Annotated in this window: 16 protein-coding genes and 2 pseudogenes; 7 read left to right on the top strand and 11 right to left on the bottom strand. The window is 46.3% G+C overall.

Annotated elements, in window-relative coordinates; translation table 11 throughout:
* Nucleotides 1–27: 27 nt before the first annotated feature.
* The 4 genes from AB4507_RS01205 to AB4507_RS01220 all read left to right on the top strand — a co-directional run bounded on the left by AB4507_RS01205 (nt 28) and on the right by AB4507_RS01220 (nt 6,373).
* The gene (locus AB4507_RS01205) at nt 28–1,347 is read left to right on the top strand and encodes a sensor histidine kinase (RefSeq protein WP_372136777.1); all 1,320 of its coding nucleotides are present in this window, start codon (nt 28–30) and stop codon (nt 1,345–1,347) included.
* Between the two features lie 100 nt (nt 1,348–1,447).
* Nucleotides 1,448–1,723: a hypothetical protein gene (locus AB4507_RS01210; protein ID WP_017065177.1), complete on the top strand. Its 276-nt coding sequence runs from the start codon at nt 1,448–1,450 to the stop codon at nt 1,721–1,723.
* Nucleotides 1,724–2,295: 572 nt separating this feature from the next.
* Nucleotides 2,296–4,665, top strand: coding sequence for a M4 family metallopeptidase (locus tag AB4507_RS01215; RefSeq protein ID WP_372136776.1), 2,370 nt, complete (start codon nt 2,296–2,298; stop codon nt 4,663–4,665).
* Between the two features lie 151 nt (nt 4,666–4,816).
* Entirely contained in the window at nt 4,817–6,373 is a 1,557-nt protein-coding gene (locus tag AB4507_RS01220) for a M28 family metallopeptidase (RefSeq protein ID WP_372136775.1), read from the top strand.
* Between the two features lie 142 nt (nt 6,374–6,515).
* Here AB4507_RS01220 and lhgO read toward each other — a convergent pair whose 3' ends face one another.
* From lhgO to AB4507_RS01240, 4 genes are all read right to left on the bottom strand, one after another.
* Nucleotides 6,516–7,730 (bottom strand): L-2-hydroxyglutarate oxidase, encoded by a 1,215-nt coding sequence (gene lhgO / locus AB4507_RS01225; protein WP_065584461.1) that lies wholly within the window; start codon nt 7,728–7,730, stop codon nt 6,516–6,518.
* Nucleotides 7,731–7,756: 26 nt separating this feature from the next.
* Entirely contained in the window at nt 7,757–9,934 is a 2,178-nt protein-coding gene (locus AB4507_RS01230) for a TRAP transporter permease (protein ID WP_372182085.1), read from the bottom strand.
* Nucleotides 9,935–10,118: 184 nt separating this feature from the next.
* Nucleotides 10,119–11,132, bottom strand: coding sequence for a TAXI family TRAP transporter solute-binding subunit (locus AB4507_RS01235; protein WP_017061064.1), 1,014 nt, complete (start codon nt 11,130–11,132; stop codon nt 10,119–10,121).
* A gap of 317 nt (nt 11,133–11,449) precedes the next feature.
* The gene (locus tag AB4507_RS01240) at nt 11,450–12,790 is read right to left on the bottom strand and encodes a sigma-54 dependent transcriptional regulator (protein ID WP_102321268.1); all 1,341 of its coding nucleotides are present in this window, start codon (nt 12,788–12,790) and stop codon (nt 11,450–11,452) included.
* 230 nt (nt 12,791–13,020) lie between these two features.
* On the opposite strand from AB4507_RS01240, the gene AB4507_RS01245 reads away from it, so the two are divergent.
* Entirely contained in the window at nt 13,021–15,084 is a 2,064-nt protein-coding gene (locus tag AB4507_RS01245; RefSeq protein WP_372182086.1) for an ATP-binding protein, read from the top strand.
* A gap of 120 nt (nt 15,085–15,204) precedes the next feature.
* Here AB4507_RS01245 and AB4507_RS01250 read toward each other — a convergent pair whose 3' ends face one another.
* The 6 genes and pseudogenes from AB4507_RS01250 to AB4507_RS01275 form a co-directional block, all read right to left on the bottom strand.
* Nucleotides 15,205–17,655: a family 20 glycosylhydrolase gene (locus tag AB4507_RS01250; protein WP_372182087.1), complete on the bottom strand. Its 2,451-nt coding sequence runs from the start codon at nt 17,653–17,655 to the stop codon at nt 15,205–15,207.
* 127 nt (nt 17,656–17,782) lie between these two features.
* Nucleotides 17,783–18,412: a bifunctional 4-hydroxy-2-oxoglutarate aldolase/2-dehydro-3-deoxy-phosphogluconate aldolase gene (locus AB4507_RS01255; protein ID WP_017070148.1), complete on the bottom strand. Its 630-nt coding sequence runs from the start codon at nt 18,410–18,412 to the stop codon at nt 17,783–17,785.
* Nucleotides 18,413–18,426: 14 nt separating this feature from the next.
* Nucleotides 18,427–19,365: pseudogene (locus AB4507_RS01260) on the bottom strand (sugar kinase).
* 90 nt (nt 19,366–19,455) lie between these two features.
* Nucleotides 19,456–20,970: pseudogene (locus AB4507_RS01265) on the bottom strand (sodium:solute symporter family protein).
* Nucleotides 20,971–21,176: 206 nt separating this feature from the next.
* Nucleotides 21,177–21,569 carry a RidA family protein gene (locus AB4507_RS01270; protein ID WP_102431864.1) on the bottom strand — a complete coding sequence of 131 codons (393 nt, stop codon included), beginning with the start codon at nt 21,567–21,569 and terminating at the stop codon, nt 21,177–21,179.
* A 103-nt stretch (nt 21,570–21,672) separates the two neighbouring features.
* Nucleotides 21,673–23,106 carry an amidohydrolase family protein gene (locus AB4507_RS01275; RefSeq protein ID WP_372182088.1) on the bottom strand — a complete coding sequence of 478 codons (1,434 nt, stop codon included), beginning with the start codon at nt 23,104–23,106 and terminating at the stop codon, nt 21,673–21,675.
* 176 nt (nt 23,107–23,282) lie between these two features.
* Between AB4507_RS01275 and AB4507_RS01280 the strand changes: the two genes are divergently transcribed.
* The gene (locus AB4507_RS01280; RefSeq protein ID WP_372182090.1) at nt 23,283–24,557 is read left to right on the top strand and encodes an amino acid deaminase; all 1,275 of its coding nucleotides are present in this window, start codon (nt 23,283–23,285) and stop codon (nt 24,555–24,557) included.
* Between the two features lie 187 nt (nt 24,558–24,744).
* On the top strand, nt 24,745–25,608 hold the full coding sequence (locus AB4507_RS01285; RefSeq protein WP_017070153.1) for a MurR/RpiR family transcriptional regulator: 864 nt from the start codon (nt 24,745–24,747) through the stop codon (nt 25,606–25,608).
* Here the strand turns inward: AB4507_RS01285 and AB4507_RS01290 are convergent.
* Complete coding sequence (locus AB4507_RS01290) at nt 25,605–26,144, bottom strand: hydrolase (protein ID WP_372182091.1); 540 nt, start codon at nt 26,142–26,144, stop codon at nt 25,605–25,607. The two genes, AB4507_RS01285 and AB4507_RS01290, sit on opposite strands and share 4 nt — an antisense overlap.
* Between the last annotated feature and the right edge of the window lie 145 nt (nt 26,145–26,289).

A 26,289-nucleotide genomic window follows, 5' to 3' on the forward strand; every position in this document is an offset into this window, starting at 1 on the left:
CTACGAGCGTAATGAAAGAGAGCGATTATGCGACGTATCTTTTTGGAGTCCCTATTAGGGCTGTTAGTTTGCTTTATGGGCGGCATTGTCGCCTACGAAATCTGTGTCTATCAGCTCAATACCGACTACGAATATGTTCTGCAAGATTATGAAGCGACAGCCCACCAGCAACTCATAGAAAACATCGCTAAAAATCAGGGGCTTGAAGCGGCTCAACAAGCAATGAACCAGTTTGTCGAAACCACTCGCAATAAACTGGTGACGTTCAACCCAAAAGATGAAATACCAAGCCCAGTTTCAGAGTTCTTCAGTACCAACCCAAATACCTTTATCTTCCACGATGATGAACGTGATCTATGGTTTCGCTTAGCAAGCAGTGACAATACCTATCATTACCTACCCAACAGTGAAGCGTTCGTTAGGCAAAAAATAGAATTGGAAGATGACCTCATTTGGTTATTTTTCCTAGCAAGCTTTATCTTATACGGCTTATGCCACCTATTTATCATCTTCCGCCGAGTTAAGAAGCTTGAATCGGCGACGCTAGCCTTTGCAGAAGGGGATCTCTCTTCACGAGCCGAGACCTCAAGTGGCATCGCAATTGGCTCACTCAACAAATCCTTTAACCTAATGGCCGATCGCATTCACCGGTTAATTGAGAGCAATCGTTCACTCACCAATGCGGTCGCTCATGAACTGCGCACGCCGATATTCCGGATCCAATGGCAAGCTGAAATGCTTAAAGACACACCGCTCAACGAATCTCAGCAAGAGACTGTAGAAAGCATTGTGGAAGATACGGAAGAGATGGAGAAGATGGTCGACGAGCTATTGTGTTACGCCAAGCTGGATAGCTGCGACCTCGAAAATTTGCAGCAGCCTGTCGAGATAAATGACTTTCTTGGCCACGCAATGACGCGTTGGAACAAAGATACAGAGCTCAACATCAACCTATCACTGCCAGAGCAACCATACGAGATTCTTGCGGATGAGATACTGCTGAACCGCGCCCTAGATAACCTCGTACGCAACGCCATGAAATTCGCACGCTCTCAAGTGTTAATTGAAGCCAGCGTGCATCAAGAACAACTACAGATTGCCGTACATGATGATGGTGATGGCGTGGCACAAGAACATCAAGCTCGCCTGTTCGAACCCTTTTACGTTGGCGACAAAGCGCGTAACAAGGCCAAGAGCGGCCATGGTTTAGGGCTTTCTATCGTCGAAAAGATCTGTGCTCAACATAGCGCGACCGTAGAGGTTGGTCAGAGCCAAACCTTAAAGGGGGCGGTATTCACCATATCCATTCAGCTATGTAATGATTCCGCTGACAAACCCATACAGTAACTACAAAACACCTCTGGAATAATGTTCAACATCGGTCGGGAGATGCTGTCTCCCAATGAACTTATTGAATCTAAATTCCAATCTTTCTTAAGGTGTTTGTATGAAAAAGTTATTAGTTGTTTTAGGCATTGTTTCTCTAGCGGGTTGTTCTGGTATTAGCCACAACGAAGAAGTGTACACAGCGCACGCAGAGAGCTTCAACATTGTCGGTTTCCAAGTGCCAGGTAACACTCAAGACCGCGCAATGGAATTAGTACCTGAAGGTGCAACGGTTGATACGATTCGCTCAACAAACTCTGATACGAGCTCTGTTCTGGGTATCATCAACCGTATTATCGGTATCGACTACGTACAAGTTGGCGGTAAAAAGCAGTAATTCGCTATAGTGACGTTAGCCACGTACCATAATTAAGTGTCGCAGTTGCCTACCTATATTCAGTAGCCTGCACAAACTAAGTTAATCTAAGCCAGTGACCCGTCGCTGGCTTTTTTCATCCAGCAGATTTTGTGCTCTGTGCCAAACAAGTGCCCGATTCCCCTTCCCTCTTTTAACTAACAATTCGAAAAATAAGCCGAAAAGTCTTCGATTTCTTATCAAAATTGCCCCTAAATTCGCTAAATGGCCTTCTGTTTAAAGTGACACTTTCAAATCGTTGATCCTTCTATCAACCCAGAATCCGTTAATTGAGGCACAGATCAATTTACTCGAAAATCTTAATTTCCAAGAGAAATAAACACTTAATAAAAGTGTCACGATTTTATAAATAAACATATAGGTGCGTTCAAAAATAAACAGAAATGATAACTATCTGTAAATACGAGAAATATAAGTTTCATGAATAAAAGAGATCATTGCCATGCTACTAATTAATCAGATCGAATGATGTAAATTCGCTGTGATTAATTTGTTACGTTTTCTTGGATTTTACATGGAAAGAGAAAACAACAATGAAAATAAGAAAACGTTTAGTTGCCGTTGCTATAGCCAGTGCTATGTCTTTGTCAGTGCATGCAAGTGAATCCTTTCAAATCGATCAACCGATCAACTTTACTAGCTTCTCTGGGTTAAACGCTCAGTTAGGAGTCAGTAACGCCTCTAGCTTCAAGATGGTGAAAGAAGTAAACCTGAAAAAGCGTGGTATCTATAAAGTTAAGATCCAGCAGAACATCTGGGGAACACCGGTATGGGGACATTACCTAAATGCCACCCAAAGTGTCCAAGGTGGCGCACTTAAGTCCGTTCAAGGTCGCTACCTTAAAACAACGACCTTAGAGCGATCTTTTGTTAAGCCATCAATCAACAGCGCTCAAGCGGTTGAACTCGCAAGTAAAGATCTAAAGACTCAAGGCTTAACCAGCAAATCTCTAGACAACGTTCAACATCAGCTATTTATCTATCAAGGCTCTGTGAAGCAAGGCATCGGACAGCAAAGCGTAGATAAAACACGACTAGTGTACGTTGTCTCTTACCTAGTAGAAGGCAGTGAACAGCCGACTCGACCGTTCACCATGCTAGACGCGCACACAGGCAAAGTCATCGACCGCTGGGAAGGTATTGCCCATGCTCAGATCGGTACTGGCCCTGGCGGCAACGAAAAAACCGGCATGTACGAATACGGCACCGACTACCACTACCTTGATGTTCAAGAAGTGGGCACAGAGTGTGTAATGGAGTCTGAAAATGTCGTTACCGTTGACCTTAATGGCGCGACCGACGGCGACACCACTTACAGCTATGAATGTCCTCGTAACGAATATAAAGCCGTGAACGGCGCATTCTCACCACTCAACGATGCCCATTACTTTGGCAACATCGTGTTCGATATGTATAAAAACTGGTTCGACACAGCGCCACTCTCCTTCAAGCTCATGATGCGTGTTCACTACGGTGAAAACTACGAGAATGCATTTTGGGACGGCAGAGCCATGACCTTTGGTGATGGGGAGAGCTTCTTTTACCCGCTTGTTAGCCTAGATGTATCAGCCCATGAAGTGAGCCACGGTTTCACTGAGCAAAACTCAGGTTTGATCTACGCAAACCAATCGGGCGGTATGAACGAAGCCTTCTCTGACATGGCCGGTGAAGCCGCAGAATACTATATGAAAGGCACCAACGACTGGATGGTCGGACGCAATATCTTTAAAGGCGAAGGTGCGCTGCGTTACATGGACGATCCATCACGCGATGGCTCTTCAATCAACAACGCATCCGAGTACTACGATGGCTTAAACGTGCACTACAGCTCTGGCGTGTTCAACAAGGCGTTCTACCATCTTGCAACCACACAAGGTTGGGACACCAAAAAAGCGTTCGAACTGTTCGTGCTAGCCAACCAGATCTACTGGTCTGAAAACAGTGACTTTTGGCAGGGCGCCTGTGGCGTGAAAAACTCAGCAACCGACCTTGGCTACAGTGCCGATGATGTTGTTTCTGCGTTTAACTTAGTGGGTGTATCACCGTGTGGCGAACCACCACTTCCACCAGAACCGGAATATCAACGCCTTGAAAACGGTGTTGAAGCCGCAGTTGCTGGTGAAACAGGCTCAAAAACTTACTTCGATATCGAAGTACCAGAAGGCCAAGACAAGCTAACGATTGATCTTGCTGTGTCTACTGGTGATCCGGATATGTATGTTGGTCTAGATTATGCGCCAAGCTCTCAAGAGAATATCTGTAAGAGTGAAAGCGTAACCGATGAAGTATGTGTAATTGAAAACCCAACAGCTGGTCGCTACACGGTGAACATTCTGGGTTACTCAGATTACGCAGGTGCAAATCTGAAAGCATCGTACGAATCAGGCAATGCTAACGTACCGCCAGTTTCTTCTTTCGAACACACGGTCGTAGGCAAAGAAGTAGAGCTGCGTAGCACAAGTTCGGACAGCGATGGCCAGATCGTCTCTTACCAATGGAACCTAGGCGATGGCAGCACGCAAACCGGTGAAGTGACTCATTATACCTACGCTGAAGCTGGCGACTACTTGGTGACTCTAACCGTGACTGACGATGCAGGTGTTGCAACATCAACAAGCAAATCGATCACGATTGAAGGTGATTCGGCAGAAGGCTTCCCACTAAAACTGAAGTTTGGTAACAAAAACCCGAATGGCAAAGCTCGCGTTAAGCTGGCATGGGATTACGACACCAATGACTACTTCGTTATTAAGCGTAATGGCAAGAATGTTGGTGCTACAGACTTCAACTCATACGTCGACAAGTTCCGTCACAACGGCACAGTGGATGTGGAGTACCAAGTGTGTACCTCAAGCGATATCTGTTCAGAAACCAAGCATTACCGTTTCATTAAAACTCAATAATCGAAAGTAGATTCAGGGCTCCTTATAGGAGCCCTTTTCGCTATTTGGCAATGAGCTATTTAGCGAATGAAACGTCTACATGAAAAACCTACGCATTACACAAAAATCGAACCCATCAACATAACAATACTCACGATAAAAAGGACGACAAATGGCTATTCAAAAAAGCATGCTAGCTTTAGCTGTGCTCGGGGGATCGTTAACCCTAATCAACAGTACTGCGGCTTACGCATCCCTAGGTATCACACCACCAGCGAACGAAGAGGTTTGGATCACCACCGATGCGGACGCACAACATATTATGACTCAACATGGCGCAACGGTTTACCCAGGCGTGACAGGAAACAAGCATTCCATCGTCGCGAAAATCAACCAGAAAGAGCTGGCGAAACTATCTAGCCACATGCACGAAGAAACCCACCGTTGTGGTGGCTACATGGTGCACGAAGACAAAGCAAGCGCACTCAAGGCCGCAGCGATGCCACTGACCATGAGCAACTTCGAAAAGCCAGTTATCAGCCATCAAGATACGGTGAACGACCTACTCGCTCAGGTCGAGCCGAACAACATGGTCACGACCATCGAAAATCTAACCAACTTCACCAACCGTTTTTATACTACTTCTACTGGTGTCGCTGCTTCAGATTGGCTTTTAGAACGTTGGGAGACGGAAATTAAAGATGTGCCTTATGCGTCTGCACGCCAGATCACGCATGCCGAATATCCGCAAAAATCCGTTGAAGTGACACTGCTTGGCGCTAAATATCCTGAAGAGATCGTCGTTGTTGGTGGGCACCTTGATTCGACCGTTGGATCTTGGACAAGCGAAGGCACCATCTCACCCGGAGCCGATGATGATGCGTCTGGTATTGCGACCGTAACTGAGTCGCTTCGCCTGATGATCGCCAGTGGCATTCAGCCAGACAAGACCATTAAGTTCTATGGTTATGCTGCAGAAGAAGTCGGGCTACGCGGCTCACAAGATGTCGCCAACGCTTTAAGAGATGAGCAAGCAAACGTTGTATCGGTACTGCAATTAGACATGACCAACTACAACGGTTCGGCGCACGATATCACCTTCATCACAGACTATACCGACAGTAACTTAACCGCCTACTTAAGCGAGCTGATCGACACTTACGCTAGCGACATCAGTTACGGCTTTGATGATTGTGGTTATGCCTGTTCTGATCACGCCTCTTGGCACAATGTTGGCTACCCAGCCGCCATGCCATTCGAAAGCATGTTCAATGATTACAACCCAAGTATTCACACTGAGCACGACACGCTTGAGAACTCCGATCCTACGGCGACACACGCGACCAAGTTCGCCAAACTAGCCATTGCTTACCTTGTCGAAACCAGCCTTGATTCACCCGTTGCAGGCCCTAAAGAGCTGCAAAATGGCGTGCCTGTTAAAGGACTTACTGCAGGATATGGTGAAGAGCAGTTCTTCACATTTACGACTCAAAGTGCAGGTCAGTTAACGGTAACATTAACCGGCCCTCGAAGTGGCGATGCCGACTTATATGTGAAACACAACGGCACCGTATCGAAAGCGAACTACGACTGCCGCCCATACCAGAACATCAGCAACGAACAGTGTGTATTGAACAAGCCAGCGGGTGAATTCAGCATCATGGTGCGCGGTTACCGTAACTTTAACGATGTCACCATCGTCGCTAACTTCGTGCCGGATTGGCTGTAAGGTTGGTTATTGACTAACAATTAAACCTAGCAAACACGGCTAAAACTAAAAATCCGCAAGCCCACGATCATAAATAGATTGGAGCTTGCGGATTTTTTATTGTCTTCGGAGAGCATCTCAACTTAATAACCTTTAGTTATCATCAAGCCGTCTTTTTCATTACCTTGCCACAGATGTACTCACCAATCGGCATTGCAGAGGTCGCAGCCGGTGATGGCGCGTTACATACATGTAAGCTTCTTGGGCTTTCGGCAAACAGGAAATCATGGACCAAGGTGCCATCCTTCAGTACCGCTTGAGCACGAATCCCAGCAGGATAAGGCTTAAAATCATCAACCGTAATACTCGGGCAGTATTTGTTCACTAGCTTTAGATATCCCGGTTTCCACCACGAGTTCTTAAACTCGACCAAACCCGTTTTCAAGTGATTCGCAGTCACTTTCCAAAAACCCACAAAGCTCAGCATCTGCCAAGTGTCCTTGAAGCTAAAGTTAAGCTTGCCATAACCTTCTCGCTTCCAGCCTTGAACTGCATTTGGCCCTACTGTTACGGAGCCATCAATCATGCGTGTTAAATGCACGCCCAAGAAAGGCAGTTCTGGGTCAGGGATCGGATAGATAAGATGATTCACCACTTGGTTGTGCTTAGCGTCTAACTGATAATACTCACCGCGATAAGGCACGATTTGGAAGTCGGTTTCGATGTCTAACATCTTGGTCATTCTATCGGCCATCAAGCCAGAACACGTGATCAAGAATCGACTGTTCAGTTGAAGAGTCTGACCATCTACTTTGCACGTTAACTGCACTTCATCTTCTTGCTCATCGGCCATGATCACTTCCGTACCAAGGCTAAGCTTACCACCCGCCTCAACAAACTCTTGAGCCATCACTTCGGTGACTTTTTTGTAGTCGACGATACTGGTGGTTTTGACATAAATCGCACCCAAACCCGTGATATTTGGCTCGGCAAGTTTGAGCTGAGCTTGATCCAACAAATCAACATCAATATCGTTATCGTGGCAACGCTGATAGAGCGCATTCATTCGCTCCACTTCTTGCTCATTGGTCGCGACCAACAACTTACCGCAGTTTTCGACGGGGATATCGTGTTGGCTACAAAAGGCGATGGTGCGCTCTACGCCGCGTTTACAAAAATCCGCCTTTAAACTGCCCGGAGCGTAGTAAACACCAGCATGAATCACCCCGCTATTATGGCCAGTTTGGTGCTGCGCGAAACCACGTTCCTTCTCGACTAAAAGGATACTTTTATCAGGGTGAGCTTGCTGTAATTGCCAAGCCGTAGACACGCCAACAATGCCGCCACCAACGATAATATAGTCGTATATTGAGTTCATAATATTCCTACATTCAATCCTTTTAATTATAGGGAAGACGCGACAGTGTTAGACCCGGTTTGAGGTAACTTTTTTTCCTCACTTTCTGATTCCATTTTCACTTGATTAGCATCGTATTTACGACCGCTGTAGATAAAGATGCCAACAAAAATGGCAACACATACCAAACGGATCACGACTGAAACATCAGGCCATACTAGAGCTATACCTACCGCAACCAACACTACTCTAGTAATAATATTAACTTCGCTCTCTAGATAACCTTCAATCGCCGCGATAAACGCGTAAGTACCAATAACAGCAAAGCCACCCGTGACTAACACGGAGATCACATCCCAACTTACCAAGTTAGTGTAGGCAATCAACAATGGTACTAAATACAAGCCTTTGGCTATCTTCCATGCCATTAATCCCGTTCTCATCGGGGGTGTTTTAGCAATGGTTGCAGCCGCAAATGCAGTTAAACAAACAGGCGGAGTCACGTTGCTGTCTTGCGATAGCCAGAAAATGATCAAGTGGGCAGAAAGCAGTGCAAGGCTGATCGCTTCTAAGCCAAGGCTCTGTTCAAGCAGAGTTTCCACAAAATCAGCAGGGACTAACGCAATCATCTCTTTGGCTGTTTCAAGTGCCATTGGCGCGTTCAGCAAATCAAGCTTATCTGGCGCAGCCAACATGAAGATAGCTTTCGCCTGTTCCGGTAACTGTCCCGAAACCAACAGGTCGAGCAACTGACTTTCAGCAATCAGTTTATACAAAGCTGGTGCAGACAGAGTACCCAACACGATATAAGCCGCGGTTACTGGTAACCCCATGCCCAGAATCAAAGACGCCAGTGCAATTAAGGCGATCATCACCAACAAATCGCCGTTCGCCCAGCTGTTGATCATCAACGAGAAGGTGTTACCAATACCAGTCGTGCTGATCACGTTGATCACCAGACCAATGCCCACTAGCAACACAGCCGTGGTCGCCATGTTTTTTGCGCCTTGAGAAAGCGCTTCGATGATCGCCTTTGGACCCATTTTGTGATTTTTAGAGAACCATGAAGCCACCACGACAGACAGAATCGAGATGCCCGCAGCGTAAGTCGGCGTAAAGCCCTTCACCAACAGAGTCACTAACACCGCTAATGGGATCAGGTTGTGCCAACCCGACAGCAATACTTTCAATAGAGGTTCACAGCCAGAAGTCACCTTTTGCACACCACTGCGTTTTGCTTCGATGCGCACGAAGAATGCCACAGACAAAAAGTAGATAAGCGCAGGAACGAAGGAAACCGCAATAATATCGACATAAGGAATTTGCGTGTAAGAGGCCATGATGAACGCGCCCGCACCCATCACAGGTGGCATCAGCTGCCCGCCAGTAGATGCAGCCGCTTCAACACCTGCCGCGAAGCGCGAAGGGAAACCTGCCTTTTGCATCAAGGGAATACTGATCACGCCCGTCGATACTGTGTTTGCTACGCTCGACCCGGAGACTGAGCCCATCAAGCCGGAGCCAATAACGGCAATGAAACCAGGGCCACCAATCACTTTGCCCGCCGCGGCACGGGATACATCAATAATGTAGTCGCCGACACCAGATCGAACTAAAAATGCGCCAAACAGGATGAACATGAACACGAAGGTCCAACTGATTCTTGAGATCGAACCAAACATCCCTTCTGATGAATAAAAGCTTCGATAAAGTAACGTCTCAAGGCTTAAACCCGGAAAATGAAAAATACCGCTGGTCCATTGTCCCCAAAGCACTACATAGCTTAAACACACTAAGATAAGCACTGGAATGAACCAGCCCATAGTGCGTCTAATCAGCTCGATGACGATGGCAATCGCCAAGATAGAGAAAAACCAATCACTGGCGATAAATTTTACGCCTCGGTCATAAAGGGCGTCTTCTGCGAAGGGGATATAGATAAGACAAGCCAGAGCCGCCAAGGCAATTCCGATGTCGACAGCCAGCGCTATCTTGCTATTTTTCAGCGAGATATGAGCGGGATACCAGAGTGCACAAATGACCGCAAAGCCAGCGAAGTGGGTCGCCGAGATCCAAAGCTCAGGCAAGGTAGATAAGGTGTTAAACCAAATGTGTAACAACGAGAGGAGCACTCCCATTGTCGTTATTGCTTTGCCCACCCACGGAAAATCCGTTCGGGTCGGCAGTTCAAATTTTTTCAGTTCCTGCTGCAGCGAATCGCTCATAGAAAACTCCTGCTCTCCGCAGCAAACACGAAGAGAAAATCCATAAAGTGAGGAGGTGCACGAACACATTCTTGAGCGAACGTGCACCAAGCAATTAAGTCACGAAGGGGTTAGTTGATGACAAACAGCTAGTTCGCGACAAATCATTAGCTCACGAACCAATAGTTACCTGACAAAAGATAAGCTAGTTAACGATCAACTCAGAAGGGATCTCGATGCCCATCTCTCGATAATAACGTGCAGCGCCTGGGTGAAGAGGAACAGGCAGACCTGCGATCCCTTTCTCAAGTGCCATTGCTTTGGTTGCTTTATGGATACCTTGTAGGAAAGGTAGGTTTTCATAGATAGCTTTGGTCAGTTGATACACATCGTCTTCAGAAATGTCTTCGCGAACTGCTAGGAAGTTAGGTTGGGCAATCGTAGTAATTGGTTTGTCGACACCTGGATAAGTGTTTGCTGGGATCTCGTACTTGGTCCAGATATTGTAATCGCCATTCGCTTGTTTGATCTGCGCATCGGTAAACGACAGGATTTGAATATCTTCACCCAAGGCAGCAAAGGCTTGTGTTACCGCACCAACAGGCACACCAGCAGGCGTATTCATGCCATCAATCGTGCCGTTTTGTAGTGCACTAGCACTGCCACCGTAACCCATAAAGGCGAGTTTAAATTGTTCTGGGTTAACCGATAGGCCCTGCATGATCTGGCGTCCTGAATTCTCAGTGCCTGAGTTCTTCTTACCGATAGAGAATTTCTTACCGTTTAGGTTCTCTAGATCGCTTACCGTACCTGTTTTTGCTAGATCTGAACGCACAATAAAGTGTTCTACATTTTGCCATAACATGGAAACTGAACGCAGTTGAGTTTGTCTGCCAGATTTCTCATATGGCCCCAAACCCTGCCAAGCCCAAGCACCATACAAACCTTGTAGAATTGCGAACTGAGCTTCGTTCTCGTTCAACAACTTTACGTTCTCACCCGAGCCCGCAGAGCTGATAGCCGCTAAAGAAAAATGCTGCTTAGGCGCAAGCTTAACTTTACTCAATGTCGCTAAGGCCACACCCACTGGATAATAGGTACCACCCGTTGAAGCCGTCGCTAAAATATAGCTGCGATCTTCTTCAGCTGACGCATTACTGATAAGGCCAAGAGAAGCCATTGCTAGCGCTAAAGTTTTAACCAGCTTGTTGTATTTCATTGTTACTCTCCATGTAGGGTTATTCACGTTATATTTTTGTTAACAACAATAGATAGCAAGCGTAATGCCAGTTTTTAACTATTTGTTTTAATTTACTTTTATTTTAAAACCTATTCAAAATAAGCCGTTTTTTGCTTATTCCCCTGTTATTAAGTAAGCCATTTTTGGCTTATCGGCTACCGGAATTAACACCTGTAGATCGGGAAGCAAGTCACACCATGTTGCAGTTGTGTGATCAATGTATGTAAATTGATAAATATGCAATGAGCCATTTATTGCTCATTAAAAATCAACAAGCACTGCGATGAAGCCGCTCTCTAAGGGTCAACATAGTCACTTCGATTTAACCCATAACGCACCATCTTTTGGTTCAATGTTCGACGAGGTAAATCCAAATCTTGCATCACGTCATTGATACGCCCTTTATAACGAACTAAGGCATCATGAATCACTTTCCTTTCAAAGCTCTGTACTTGAACCGCCAAAGGGATGCCCGCCGTTGTGGACTCTGTGACAGAATTGGGACGACACGCCAAAATATCCCCAACGGTCAAGCTTTCATCCAATGCAAAACGAATCGCAACATTACGCAGTTCACGCACATTGCCCGGCCACGCATACGAGAGCAGTGCATAGCGATCAGCCTCACTGGCTATACGTGTTTCGGAATTGGCTTCTTGGGTGAAGTGTTCAAACAAAAGTAAGGCATCTTCTTCACGCTCACTGAGTGGAGGCAAATGCAGCTGGGCAACATTCAAACGATAGAATAGATCTTGGCGAAAGTCGGGGTGATTCAGTAGATCGCTTTTCGAGGCAGAGACCACTCGTAGATCAACATGTTGTTGCTGATTCCCCCCCACGCGTTCGACGACATTATCTTGCAAGGTGCGCAGCACTTTTACCTGCATCGACAGCGGCATACTCTCTATTTCATCAAGGAACACTGTGCCTTTGTCGGCAAATTCCAGCTTACCAATGCGTCGTTTGGCCGCACCAGTAAACGCTCCGGCTTCGTGTCCAAACAGCTCGCTTTCAAAGAGATTTTCTGGGATTGCGCCACAGTTGAGCGGAACAAACGGATGGGTTTTACGTTGGCTGAATTCATGTAAGCAAGAGGCGACCAGCTCTTTACCACAACCCGTTTCACCATAGATGATCACGTTGGTGTCTATGGAAGCGACTTTCTGGATTTGCTCGCGCAGTTCACACATCACTTTACTGCGACCGATCAGCACCTGTTCAATGCCCTTAAGGTTATCCAGATAGTTCTGACGACTGTTTCTGTCTTGGCCACTTTGATGTTTATCTACCGCTTCCGATACCGTTTGAGACAGACGCTCTGGGTCGAATGGCTTCTCAATGAAGTCATAGGCACCTTGCTGTAAGGCTTTCACCGCCATATCGACATCACCATGCCCAGTAATCAAAATAACAGGCACATCTGGCACAAGACCTTTGAAACGCCCTAGCAGATCAACACCATCAATATCAGGTAAACGAACATCGGTGATAATGGTTTGAAAATCACCCTGCTCTACGGCGTTTAACGCATCTTGTCCTACTTCAAATGCGGTGACATCGAAGCCCGCCAGCTGCAACCATTGGCTGGTTGCTTGACGCACAATCGCGTCATCTTCAATTAAAGCAATACGCTGCATAGTTTGGTTCCGCCACTCTACATCTGATTAATATCGTCCACGGTATGTAAAAAAACCTCAGACGAAAAGGAGCTAGCTCCCACTTTGAATAACACTCCTTTAACAGTTTAATAATGTTTGTTAGCTTCGATTTGTCTCACTCTCCATTCGCTTAAAAAGCAAACATAAAACCTTGTCAAACCACTAGCTCAAAGAGGCAAGCCACTAATTTTAAAGGGATTTGATCAGAAATGATGAATAACAATCGATATTGGTTATTCCTGTGTACCTGTTTATTGATTGGTTTGGTGCAGGTCACCACCAAGAATGGCATCAGCCAGTGGAAGCTTGAACAAGCCCAACGCTATGCCGAACAGCGCTTCCTTGGCTACATTGCCGAAGCAAGGCGAACCCTTAAGCGTTTCTATTATCTGCCCTACCTAGTAACCAATGATGAAACCAGTGTGCGCTTCATTGATGGTGAAGCCCGCCTAGAAAAACGCATTAAGAAGCAGCTGATTCAATTGGATAAAGCCGCCAACACCAAGGGCTGGTATCTGCTTTCTGGCGAAGGGGACTTGTTGGTATCGAGTGTTGAAAGAAGCAAACTGAGCAATAAGAACGCCAGTACAATTGTTTCGAAGATCCACCAACAAGGTGGTGCGATTTCAGTGGTGACAAAAAACAAAGGCGTGACACCCGATTACTTCATAGCGGCACCCGTATATCGAGCCTCTGATGTGGTTGGCATTGTCGCGGTGCAAATCGATTTGTCATTGTTAACCGATCAATGGTTTGCCGATGGTGAGGCGATACTGTTTCAGAACCCTCGCGATCAGTTCTTTCTCTCCAGTGACAACAGGTTGAGTGCCGATTGGTTCAATGACACCTTCAATTCTCAGCCCACAGCGACAAAACGTGAGCTGTATGACCAAACCCATATTCGCGTGTGGCGATTGCAAGATAAAGATTACCTAATTCAGTCCATCAAGTTAGACGATCTGAATTGGCGTTTAACCTACCTAACGCCATTAACCAGCCTCAACCAGACCACGAACTGGATCAGCTGGAGTGTGGCGGTTGGCTGTCTTTTCATTCTGTTACTGTTGGTTATTCTTTACCAAAGACGCCAGAAAAAGCTCAGCAATCTGAGAATCCAAAAGCTTATCGAAGAGTCTGAGAAACGACTGTCTGGGATGATCAATAAAACCCATGTTGGGTTAATACTGATCGATAAACACGGACACATTCACGATATCAACCTGATGGCGAAGAACTACTTTTCACTATCTGATTCAATGATCAATAACATCAAGGCGTGGCAGTTATTTGAGGCAGGTAACCCGAATTCAACCACCTTGCAACTGCTCAAAAACTTAGAGCAGCATCAAGAGCTGGCCGAGATAACTAGCGTCGAAACCATGGCAAGACGCAGCGATGGCAGCTACTTCCCTGTTTTATTCTCTATTAGCGCCTTTCCTTGGCATGCGACGACTTACTACCTGTGTACCGTAATCGATATCAGCAAACGTAAGAAAGCCGAAATTGCGGTGCAAAACGCCAATAAAACGCTACAACTGCGGGTCGAAGAGCGAACTCAAGATCTAAAAGATGCGCAGCAAGAACTTGTCGAATCTAGCAAACTGGCTGCACTAGGGCGGATGTCGAGTGCGATTACTCATGAACTCAATCAGCCGCTTACTGGCCTAAAAACCCTACTTTCGAGTAACCAGTTGCTGATGGAAAGAGGCGAGACTAAGATGCTGAAAGCGAACATGGATCTGGTGATGAGCCTAATCGACCGAATGGCTAACATGACTAGCCAGCTGAAGTCGTTCGCCTTTCAAAGGCTTGAGAAACCTTATCCTGTTTCCCTAACAGACGCACTGCAAGAAACCCTGCGTATTCATCAAACCGAGCTAGACAGCGTCGATATTCGTGTGCGTGTCGCTTCCAATATTTCGATGGTAATGGGAGAAGAGGCGCGACTTCGTCAAGTGCTTGGTAACCTGCTTAGAAACGCTGTCGATGCCACGCAGAATCAGAAACCAGCAACCATTGTGATCAGCGCTCATACCGAGCAACAACGCGTGATCATCAAGGTTCAAGATAACGGTTGTGGTGTGTCTGAAGATCAACTCGAAACCATTTTCGAACCATTTCATACCAACAAAAAGATGGGCGAAGGCTTGGGGCTCGGGTTGGCTATCACAGCGAACAACGTGCGCGATATGCAAGGCACATTAATAGCGAAGAACAATTCAGACCAAGGCATGACATTTACGTTAACACTAAACAATAGCGATAGTGAGTAGTTACTTACACAGACCTTGAACTCCACATTCTATTGAAGCGCTAGAACTAAAAAACCGCCCACAGAGGGCGATTTTGATTCACTTATTGGCGTGTGACTTATTCACTAATCCGTTAACGACTTACTCAGCCAACTGCTTCAACAAAAGCTCTGTCGGGCGAACAATCGCGATAATCGATTCGTCGTAGATTTTCGCCGAATCAGACAGTATCGCTTGATAGGCATTCACGTCTGCTGCTCTTACTTTCTCGCCTGCTTGTGCTTTAGCAATCAAGGTTAACGCCAAGTCTGCGACTTCAACGGTTTTCTCTGCAACCACCACGGTATCGACCGAAGATACGTTACCAGCAAAGACAGTCTCAGCCGCTAATGCAGCCGATTTAGCTTGCTGATAATGCCCTGCAAGTTGCTCAAGCGCTTGTTGATTGCCAGTCGCCACTTCATTGACCAAGTCTTGCATCTCATACACGGCGTAGCTTTCCACAGGCAGCGCATCAACGAAGCGGTTTAAGCGCTCGTATTGGCTGTATAAAGTGCCCTTAGGTTCCGTAGAGTTCCACTTCTCCCAGTTACGTGCATAGTACTGTGCTGGCTCAGTGTATTTTGCTAGCACGCGCAGGTCGTGAATATCTTGGCCTTTGGCGATGCGTTTTAGCAACATGTCGGCATCCGCATGATGGCGTAGGCCTACCGATACTTCAGACCATGTATCCATCACCTTCATGCGCTTGTACATGCTGCGCTCATCTGTCAGTTCTGCATCAGACCAGAAACGCTCTGCAATCGCATAGCTGCGCGGCCATAGGTAGTTTTCTACCGTGAGGCTGTCTTTGTTCTCTAGCCACATGGTGATCTCACCGCCCAAGATAAGCTCTTTTTCTTTATCCGTTAATTCCGCTGGGTAACCACCATTTGGTTCAGGAATCACGCTGCCTTCAACATCACTGCTCGCAATCACTTCACCTGTGGTTGGCCAACGCACATTACCGACCAATTGGTAACTGCCTTCGGCAAAACCCTTTTGATTCAAGTTTAGGTTGAACTCGGTGTACGACATGAAGTTATCGAAGTGACCAACAAAGGTTTTACCTGGGACATAATCAAGGATGTAAATCTCTTCACGAGACTTGCCGTTGTAATCACTGAATGCGCGGAAAGTGCCGTCTTTCGCTTCAATGATGGTCAGTGTTCCCTTACGTGGGCCGCCTTTTGAACGTGGCTTCTGCCATTGATACGTCACGAACTTTTCGCCACTGTGCAGCTTATCGTCAACCGTGATGCCACTTGGCATTGGGTCATTGCGATAGTGGTAGCTAGTCGGCTGAGGCTGGTCTAGGTAATAACCCGTAGAAAGAATACCTGGGTAGCCCTCTTTCGCCGCACGACCAATACTGTCGTGCCCTTGCCAGCTTTGAATCACGATCGAAGTCGGCAGATCTTTATGCCAAATCTCATCCCAACCAGTCATCTTCTTACCACGCTCTTCCAGCATCTTCTCAACTTTTACATTGAGGTAAGACTGCAGACCACGCTCGCCATCGATATTGTTCTCTTCAATGAACTGTTGGTGCTTTTCGCTGTTTTTCCATTGCGCATAGTTCGGCTCATCGCCACCAATGTGGAAGTACTCGTCTGGGAACAGTTCTGTCACTTCATCAAACACGTCGCCCAGCATTTCATAGAGCTCTGGGTTAAGTGGGTCCATCAATGGCTCAAATACACCCCAGCCACGTTCTTGTTCGTAGCTTTGACCTTCACCACCCGACATCAAGCGTGGGTAAGCGTGCGCCACAGCAGAAGAGTGTCCCGGCAGTGAAACTTCTGGAATAACACGAATACCAAGATTACGAGCGTACTCAACTAAGTAACGAACTTGGTCTTTGGTGTAGTAATCACCATCAGTGGTTTCTGACCATAGACGCGGCCAAGATTCCGTTTGAATGCGGATACCTTGATCGTCCCAGAAGTGCCAATGGAACACGTTCATTTTCGCAGAAGCCATCGCATCTAGCTGACGAATCAACACATCAAATTCAATGAAGTGACGCGAGGTATCGTAAGAGACTCCACGCCAACGAAAGCGGGGCTCATCAACAATGGTTACGGCAGGAATATGGTAGCCAGTTGCTGTGGTTTCAACGAGCTGTAAAAGGGTTTCGATGCCGTGAATAGCGCCATATGGGCTTGGTGCGCTCAGCGTGATTTGCTCACCCTGAGTCGTAATTTTGTAAGACTCTACAGAGTCGATGTTCTGTACTTCAGACTTTGGCGCCGCGTCGATATCAATGATCAGGTTCGCTTCGTCTGCGCTATCAACCTGCCAGTTTAGAATCGGCACGCCAGTTTGGCGCTCTAGGCGATCGATAAAGCGTTTCGCGGTGTATTCAACGCGATCAGAGTTAAAGCCTTTGATGTAAACCTTGAAGTTACCGTCGACCTTAACTTGCCCAGCTTGCAGCTCGACTGTTTGTGGATACGGCATTAAATTTAGATCGGTATTCGGAGCCATTGCTAACGCCATTGGGGACACTACTGAACTTGAAATCAATAGAGACAATATAGTTTTTTTCATTATTAGTTTTCCTATATAACGGGCGTTCTGTTTTGTTTATCGGAGGCAATTCACAAAACAGAACCATCAACCACTGCTGTTGTTTATCTTTATTTAAAACACTTATCTTTATTCCAAACGCTTCTCGTTAGTTCACAAGAGCGACCGCTTCTCGGACTAACTCCGCGATCTCGTCCCACTGTTCGTTCTCGATCATCTTCGGAGATACCATCCAAGTACCGCCACAGCACACCACGCGATCCACAGCTAGATAGTCATTAACGTTGTGTTTGCCGATACCACCAGTAGGCATTAGCGACACATCAACGTAAGGTGCGAGTAAAGATTTCACCATGTTGATGCCGCCAGACGCTTCTGCAGGGAAGAACTTCAAGAAGTTAAGACCAAGCTCTAGCGCTTGCTCTACTTGGCTTGGGTTGTTTACGCCCGGAACGATTGGCATGCCGATCTCTTGGCAGCGTTTTACGGTGTTTGGATTCAGGCCCGGTGCTACGATGAATTCGCTGCCCGCCTCTTTCGCAAGGTCGATCTGCGCTGGCGTTAATACTGTACCAGCACCGATACACATCTCTGGGTAGGCATCACGCATCGCACGAATCGAATCCGCTGCCGCTTCGGTACGGAACGTCACTTCTGCTACTGGCAGGCCGTTTTCTACCAACACTTTTGCTAGTGGAATCGCATGTTCCACCTTGTTGATTTGGATAACAGGGATAACTTTGAACTGCTTAAGTGTGTTGATCATTTCTTGAGACATAATAGTTCCGCTTTTTATTTTTTAATCAGTTGGCTCATAGCGCTCATAGGGATTATTGCGCCAGAGTATTGAATAACGATGGAAGCCAGTTGGTGGCCAAATTCGGCTGCGTCGGTGGCGCTCTCGCCAGTAAGACGCGCCGCCAGATAACCCGCAGCGAAGGAGTCACCTGCTGCGCAGGTGTCGACCACGTTAGAAACACGAGTCGCGGATACATAACTCTCAACAACATCGCCTTGTTCAACTTGAACAATCTTGCATGGCTCACAGCCACGTTTGATGACGATCTCTTGGCAGCCTAAGCGAAGGCAGCGTTGTTGGACGCTCTCGCCATTGCCCCAAACCAGCAGGTCGTCGTCTTCGGTAATCAGTGCAATGTCGACCAATGGTAGTAACTTGGCGTACCAATGCTGAGCTTGTTCAGTCGTCCAAAGTTGCGGGCGATAGTTGTTATCAAAAATCAGCTTTCCGCCTTGATTTGAGAACACACCAATGGCTTTCAACAGACGTTCACGTGAGGTGTCATCTAAAATCGCGATACTGATACCGCTGATGTAAACCGCGTCGACTTGTTTCTCTGTCAGCGCGATTTAAAGCTTATTCAGGTCGTCAGTTTGAAAGTAAGATTTTACTGCCGCGTCATTGCGCCAATAGTGGAAATGTCGCTCGTCCGTTTCTACCATGTACAAACCGGGCAACTTGTTTGGAATACGTTCAACGAAATTGGTTTGAATGCCTTCTAGCTGCCAACTATCAATCATGTTTTGAGACAGTTCATCGCTACCCAAACCAGTCGCGTAATGAACAGACAGGTTTTGATGTTGGGTTAAGCGAGAAAGGTAAAGCGCGGTATTGAGCGTGTCACCGCCAAATTTTTTGGTTAATGGAGAGCCGCTTATTTCGACCATACATTCGCCGAAGAAAGCAATATTGAAATGAGAAGATGCAGGCATAGCCGATCCTAAAATAGAGAGATATATGTGGGAGAAGGCCCTGCCACTAAGCAGGACCTGAATTAAGCAAACCAGTTGTGGAGACTAGGTTTAGCTTGTTTGATTTGCAGGACGTTGAGGTGCCGCTTCTTCTTCAAGTACGCCAGTCTCAGACATTTCCATCTCCATCAGAGCACGCTCGTCATCAAGAATCGCTTTTGCCATTTCAGGTGTTACTTGGTTAGCCGGAGTCACTAGGCTCACAACCACACCTGCCGTTAGAGCAAACAGACATGACGGGATAACTGGGTTGCCCCAGAAGGCTGTGTAGTCAGCGTTTAACATTACTACGAATGAAGCTACAGAAGCACCCGCTAGTGTTGCAAGCGCACCTTGCCAGTTGTAGCGTTTCCAGAATTTACCCAACATACCGCACACAAACATGCCCGACATAACCGTTGAAATCATCTTAGTGATGTAGCCAATGATGTCGTTTGACGTCAGTGCGAACAGTAGTGCGAAGCCAATCACCACAACCAAAGCTAGACGAGAGTAGTTCAACATTGATTCTTTGTTTGGTACGCGGCCTGTGAACATCACGTACACGTCACGCAGTAGGATAGATACACCGGCAATCGCATCTGAGCTTGCACTCGACATGGTTGCTGATAGACCTGCGATAAGAACAATCATGCCTACGCCAACTGGAAGAACCGTTGCAGCTACGTATGGGAACGAGTAGTTCGGGTTATCCAATGATGGGTCGATTGCGTGCGCAGCCATACCAATGATTGCTGGAATAATAGAGAAGAAAAGGTACAACACACCAGAAGCGACAAATGAGCGACGGATAGTTGAAACATCTTTACCAGAGTAGATACGCTGACGGAATGAAGGTGTTGCAAGTACGCCCACACCGATAACCACAGCCAGAGAAACAGCAGGCAGAATGCCCAGTTTATCGATTGCTAAAAAGCTTGTAGCAGCAGGGTCCATCGCAGCGTAAAGGTTATCCATGCCACCAATGTGATCAACAGACATTACCGCCATTAGGATGAAGCCAGCAAAAAGGATGATTGCTTGAATCGTATCGGTCCATACAACTGCTGTTTAACCACCGATAACAACGTAGATAGTGAAAGCTGCAGCAATAATAATTTTCGCAAGGTTAAGGTCGATGTCTGCAATCCACGCTAGGTACATGCCGCCACCTAGAATGTGCGCACCTAACCAACCGATTGACGCGATAAAGATAAGTAGGCCAACCACGTTTTTTACGATTCGGTTAGCGCCAACGTAATAAGCCAGCTCTTCACTCATGGTCATGAAGTTCAGTTTACGAACCGGAGCAAACCAAAGTGCAAGCAATAGGATGCCTACAGCACCGCCTATTCCGTACAGAGCACCCGCCCAACCATTTGCGTAGCCGAAGCCAACCGCGCCCATACTTGAACCCGTGCCGACCATAGTCGCAACAGTTGTACCAAGTACTAAAAACAGTGGCAGGCCACGGCCGCCTAATAAGAAATCTTCGCCAGATTTTTGATTACGCGAGACAAACCAGCCTAACCAAATTAAAAAACATACGTACACGCCGAAGCCTGTAAGAAAAAGTGTGCTGTTCATTTGACACCTCTCAGTGAAATATTGAGTTCATTCTTGAACTTTATTTATGATTCATTCATTTTTATATTTCATATAATTACTTTATTGATTCTATCTATTTTAATTAAAGTAATTTTTATAAATGTAGGGTGAGAGTATTAAAGGATAATAACAGGGAAGACTAACCCCTAATACTCTCTAAGTAGGTAATTGTGATTAGGTTATTACTAAACGCGATCAGCGCGGTAGCAAGTCACATCTACTTCAACCTTCACGTCTACAACTAGGTCGCAAACCATGCAGATACGAGCCGGTGGGTTAGCACCAAAGAACTCTTTGAATACCTTATTAAAAGATTGGAAGTAACGAGAATCCGTTAGCACAACCTTTACGTGCATTACGTCTTCTAGGGCGTAGCCCGCTTCAGTCATGATATCGACACAGTTTTGGATCGCTAGGCGAGACTGGTCTACAATGCCACCCTCTACCACTTCACCATCTGTCATCGGTGTCTGGCCAGAAACGTATAGGAAACCACCCGCTTCAGTTGCGCGTGCAAATGGTAAATGTTGTCCGCCTGTACCTGTACCGCCTTCAACACCGTAACGTTTAATAGTCATTTTTTAACTCCACTTCTTTATAGATAATATTGGTTCTTTTCCAATATATTTAAATTAATTCGTCGTTTTATTACTACTGTATATTTAATGAAATAATTAAATTCTAATTACGGTAAATAAAAACGCCTGAACGATTATTTTTTACTTTTCCTTTTTGGTAAGTTAACTCACCATTTACAAATACACTTTCTATTCCCTCAGCAACTGAAATAGGATTTTCAAATGTTGCTGTGTCTTTAATACTCTTTGGATCAAATAAAACTAAATCAGCAAATGCGTCTTGGCGAATCTCACCTCTTCCCGCGAGGTTGTAGCGCTTCGCAGACATTCCGGTCATTTTGTGAATCGCTTCTGGCAGCGCGAACAGTTTTTCATCTCGGCAGTAGTGACCCAACACTTTCGGGAAGGTGCCCCACAACCTTGGGTGTGGATGCGGGTCATTTGGTAAACCATCAGAACCAACCATGGTCAGCTTGTATTTCAATACGCGCTTTACGTCGTTCTCATCCATGCAGTGGTAAACCGCACCGGCTGGTTGAAGCGCTTTTGCTGCGTCCATCAGTGGTAGGTTCATCTCATCAGCAATCTGCTTAAGCGTTTTGCCTGCATGTTCAGGCTTTGCTTTAGACCAAGTGATGAAGATGTCGAAATCGTCTGTAACCTGTTTCAGATCTAATGTCGAAGAGCTGGCTGAGTATGGGTAGCAGTCGCAAGACACATCTTGGTGCTCTGAAACCTTGTCCATCAAATCAAGCACTTCAACAGTTCTGCCCCAGTTGCCTGCACCTGCACATTTAAGGTGAGAGATAACAACGGGTACTTTCGCGTATTGCCCGGTCTCAAACGCTTCTTCCATCGCGCTTAAGATCTCTTCGAATTCAGTACGCATATGCGTGGTATAGATACCGCCATGACTAGACAGCACTTTCGCTAACTGCATCACTTCATTAGCGTTGGCTTGTTTCGCGCTTGCGTAAGCCAAACCTGAACTCAAGCCTAATGCGCCCTGCTCCATTGCTAAATCAAGGTTGCTTTGCATTGCTGCAATTTCTTCTTCGCTTGCGGTGCGTTGTAGGTCGTCCATCACTTGGTTACGCAGTGTGGTGTGGCCAACTAACGCTGCTACGTTCACCGCTGGTTGCGCCTGCTCCACTGCTTGTGCATACGCGGCAAAGGTTGGGTATTTGAAATCAACCTGCGCGCCTAAAAGGTTCATTGGGTCTGGTGGGTCGCCGGCCAAAACTGTAGGTGATGCACTGATACCGCAGTTACCAACAATCACGGTTGTCACACCTTGGCTGATCTTTGGTAGGCAGTCTGGGTAACGAATAACATTGGTATCGTCGTGTGTGTGTACATCGATGAATCCAGGAGCCAATGCTAAGCCTGCTCCCTCAACCAACTGGCTGCAATCTTCATGATCGATTTTGCCAATTTCGGCGATTTTTCCATCTCGGATTGCTACATCGGCACAAAACGATTGTTCGCCGGTGCCATCGAACACCTCTACATTTTTGATTATCGTATCGAACAACATTTCTCACTCTCTCAATCCACTCTGTTGATGGAGCTATATTAGAAATCCAGCCGATTATTTTCAGTGACAAAACACACATAATATTTTAATTTGTGTGATAGTTTCTATCACAAAACAAACATGAGATAGAATTAAACATTAAATAACAAACACTTAAATCATGTTAGGAATCAGCAATGAAACATAACCCTGCACAAAAAGATGTTATAAAGTATCAAAAAGATTGTTTCGTCTTGACTGAAAGAGGCCAAAAAGGGAGAGCAGTATCACAAACTGAGAACGGCGTTTATCGACTGGTCGATGAAGACATTTCGCTTCCGGTAGCAATTATCAAGCAATCAGCGTTGACCAATAATCTGAATTGGATGCAATCATTCGCCGATCATCATCAGGTTAAATTGTCGCCACATGGCAAAACCTCAATGACCCCTGCTTTTTTCCGCCAGCAGCTAGAAAATGGCGCTTGGGGTATTACAGTAGCAACGCCTGCACAGGCAGAAGTTGCCGCTATGGCGGGTGCAAAACGAATCATCATGGCCAACCAATTGGTGGGTAAAACCAACATGGCGATCGTTGAACAGCTGATCAGTGAATTTGATGTCGACTTTTACTGTTGTGTGGATTCATCGGTCAACGTGCAGCAACTTAGCCAATATTTCGCTAATACAAAGCAGACGCTAAAAGTACTGATCGAATTTGGTGTGCCGGGCGGTCGTTGTGGTTGTCGTTCACCACAAGAAGTTCTAGAACTGGCTCAAACCATCCAAGACACACCTGCCCTTTCGCTCGCGGGTATTGAGGTGTATGAGGGCGTGATTCATGGCGACAATGCCGAGCAAGACATTCGTACCTTCTTAAACCAAGCGCTGACCTCGGTCGAAAGCCTCGCATCAGACGGTTTAATTACCGGTCAACCTATCATCACTGGTGCCGGCTCGGCTTGGTATGACGTGGTTGCAGAATGTTTAGCGAACCTAACCGATTACTTGGCGATCATCCGCCCGGGCTGTTACGCGATTCACGACACAGGCATCTACCTAGACGCTCAAAGCAAAGTGTTGCAGCGTGCCCAAGTAAACCAAGGTTACGCGTGTGAATTGGGTGGAGATCTGGAATCGGCACTTGAGGTATGGGCGTATGTAATCTCTCGCCCAGAACCGACTAAACTAGTGGTTGGGCTAGGCAAGCGTGATGTGGCCTTTGATGCGGGGTTACCTATTGCCGAACGCGGCTATCGCAATGGCGAAGCTATCTCTGTGAAAGGGCTGACTGCGACCGCCGTGATGGATCAGCATACCTTTGTTGAAACGGACGGCTCTTCTGAAATTGAAGTGGGCGACATGATTGCATTCTCAACCTCACACCCGTGTTTAACCTTCGATAAGTGGCGCTACATTGCCATCAGCGATGACGACCATCAGGTAACAAACTGGGTGGAAACCTGCTTCTAGTTCGATTTTTCAATAAGCTAGAATCAGCGAAACAATAAGATATACTAACGGGGCTAACGCTTAGTTTTAAACGGCTAAATGGCCAAATGGCTAAATGGCTAAAAAGCTAAAGAGCTTACTTCTTACGAGCTAGGTTCTTAATAACTAGGTGATAACGATTAGCCCCATCAACAAAGGATCAGGATTCTTGAGTTTAGAAGTAGATATCATTTCACAGATAACGGAGCGTTTTCCCGCTCTTCGTGATGCAGAGAAAAAAGTCGCTAAGCTGATCATGGACGACATTGATTTTGCTGCCAATGCCAGCATCACAGAGCTTGCTGAAAGCGCTCAAGTGAGTGAAGCCACCATTACACGTTTTGCTAAAGCGATCGGTTGCAGCAACGTACGTGATATGAAGATTAAGTTGGCTCAGACGCTAACCGTTGGCCAGCGCTTTATCCTCGAACCGGTTGACCAAACGGGTTATCAAGGTATCTACGAATCGATCAAGCAAAGCCTAGACATCAACCGCACCTTGTTCAAAGAGCAAGACGTTGAAACCGCAGTCAGCTGGCTGCATAACGCCAGACAAATCATTGCTATCGGCATGGGTGGTGGTTCGACTATCGCCTCTCAAGAACTGCAACACCGACTGTTCCGATTGGGCTATCCCGTGGTGTCGTACAATGATGGCTTAATGTCACGCATGGTTGCTGCGACAGCAGATGTCAATGATGTCATGGTGATGATCTCCGCGACCGGTTTCACGCCTGTGATTACTGAAACCGCAGAGCTGGCTAAGCAGTATGGGCTTAAGATCATCGCGATTACCCCACAAGACACACCACTGGCAAAGATTGCAGATATCTTGCTACCTATCAAACACATGGAAACCGACTTCATCTACAAACCATCGGCATCTCGCTACGCAATGTTAGCCTTAGTGGATGTGCTTTCTATGGGGATAGCGGTCAATCATAAGAATCGCTCGCGTGACAAACTGCGTCGTTTGAAGGTTGCACTCGATTCCTACCGAGGCGGCGGCGATAGACAGCCTCTCGGTGATTAACGAATCAAGGATAGAATGAGCTTAAATTCTGGTGCGCGGCAATCTTTCACCAATTCGTATAAGATCATTTCTAATCCCGTAATTTGGACACCAGCATCTGTTAGTCGACGGATTGCCAGATCCTTGTTAAGTGCTGTTCGTGAGCTAACACAGTCACCAACTACCTGAACCTTGTACCCAAGATCTAACAACCCCATTGCGGTTTGATAAACACAAATATGAGCCTCAATACCACACACTAACCAAGTCTCTACATCCTTGGCTTGAACCGCCTCAACAAACTTGGGATCATCACACGCGTTGAACGTGAATTTAGGTATTGGTTTAGCATCACTCAAAAGGTCATTGAGTTCATCAACCGTCGCACTTAGCTTCTCTGGATTCTGCTCCAAACGAATAATTGGCAGACCCAAAACCTGTGCGCCCTTAATCAACTTTCCACAGTTAAAAATAAGTGTCTCACTCTCATCAACAAGGCGTGCAAGCTTACCTTGCACGTCCACAACCACCAAACATGTATTTTGTTTCATTAGCATGTGTATTCCTTGTTTTTGGCAGCCTAACTCACTACGCAACCTGACGAGCATTTTTTCTACTATGTAACGATTCAACTTACAAAGCCATACAGTAATAGGTACAAGACTACGGAATAATACTCACCAACGGTCGAAAGGTCGCAAA

The organism is Vibrio sp. 10N.222.54.A3, from assembly GCF_041474095.1.
Classification (GTDB): Bacteria; Pseudomonadota; Gammaproteobacteria; order Enterobacterales; family Vibrionaceae; genus Vibrio; species Vibrio crassostreae_C.

Coding starts and splice junctions, on each gene's coding strand:
- AB4507_RS01215 (WP_372136776.1), top strand. CDS start 2,296: ATGAAAATAAGAAAACGTTTAGTTGCCGTTGCTATAGCCAGTGCTATG.
- AB4507_RS01275 (WP_372182088.1), bottom strand. CDS start 23,106: ATGTTGTTCGATACGATAATCAAAAATGTAGAGGTGTTCGATGGCACC.
- AB4507_RS01230 (WP_372182085.1), bottom strand. CDS start 9,934: ATGAGCGATTCGCTGCAGCAGGAACTGAAAAAATTTGAACTGCCGACC.
- AB4507_RS01210 (WP_017065177.1), top strand. CDS start 1,448: ATGAAAAAGTTATTAGTTGTTTTAGGCATTGTTTCTCTAGCGGGTTGT.
- AB4507_RS01280 (WP_372182090.1), top strand. CDS start 23,283: ATGAAACATAACCCTGCACAAAAAGATGTTATAAAGTATCAAAAAGAT.
- AB4507_RS01250 (WP_372182087.1), bottom strand. CDS start 17,655: ATGAAAAAAACTATATTGTCTCTATTGATTTCAAGTTCAGTAGTGTCC.
- AB4507_RS01245 (WP_372182086.1), top strand. CDS start 13,021: ATGATGAATAACAATCGATATTGGTTATTCCTGTGTACCTGTTTATTG.
- AB4507_RS01220 (WP_372136775.1), top strand. CDS start 4,817: ATGGCTATTCAAAAAAGCATGCTAGCTTTAGCTGTGCTCGGGGGATCG.
- AB4507_RS01290 (WP_372182091.1), bottom strand. CDS start 26,144: ATGCTAATGAAACAAAATACATGTTTGGTGGTTGTGGACGTGCAAGGT.
- AB4507_RS01270 (WP_102431864.1), bottom strand. CDS start 21,569: ATGACTATTAAACGTTACGGTGTTGAAGGCGGTACAGGTACAGGCGGA.
- lhgO (WP_065584461.1), bottom strand. CDS start 7,730: ATGAACTCAATATACGACTATATTATCGTTGGTGGCGGCATTGTTGGC.
- AB4507_RS01235 (WP_017061064.1), bottom strand. CDS start 11,132: ATGAAATACAACAAGCTGGTTAAAACTTTAGCGCTAGCAATGGCTTCT.
- AB4507_RS01240 (WP_102321268.1), bottom strand. CDS start 12,790: ATGCAGCGTATTGCTTTAATTGAAGATGACGCGATTGTGCGTCAAGCA.
- AB4507_RS01255 (WP_017070148.1), bottom strand. CDS start 18,412: ATGTCTCAAGAAATGATCAACACACTTAAGCAGTTCAAAGTTATCCCT.
- AB4507_RS01205 (WP_372136777.1), top strand. CDS start 28: ATGCGACGTATCTTTTTGGAGTCCCTATTAGGGCTGTTAGTTTGCTTT.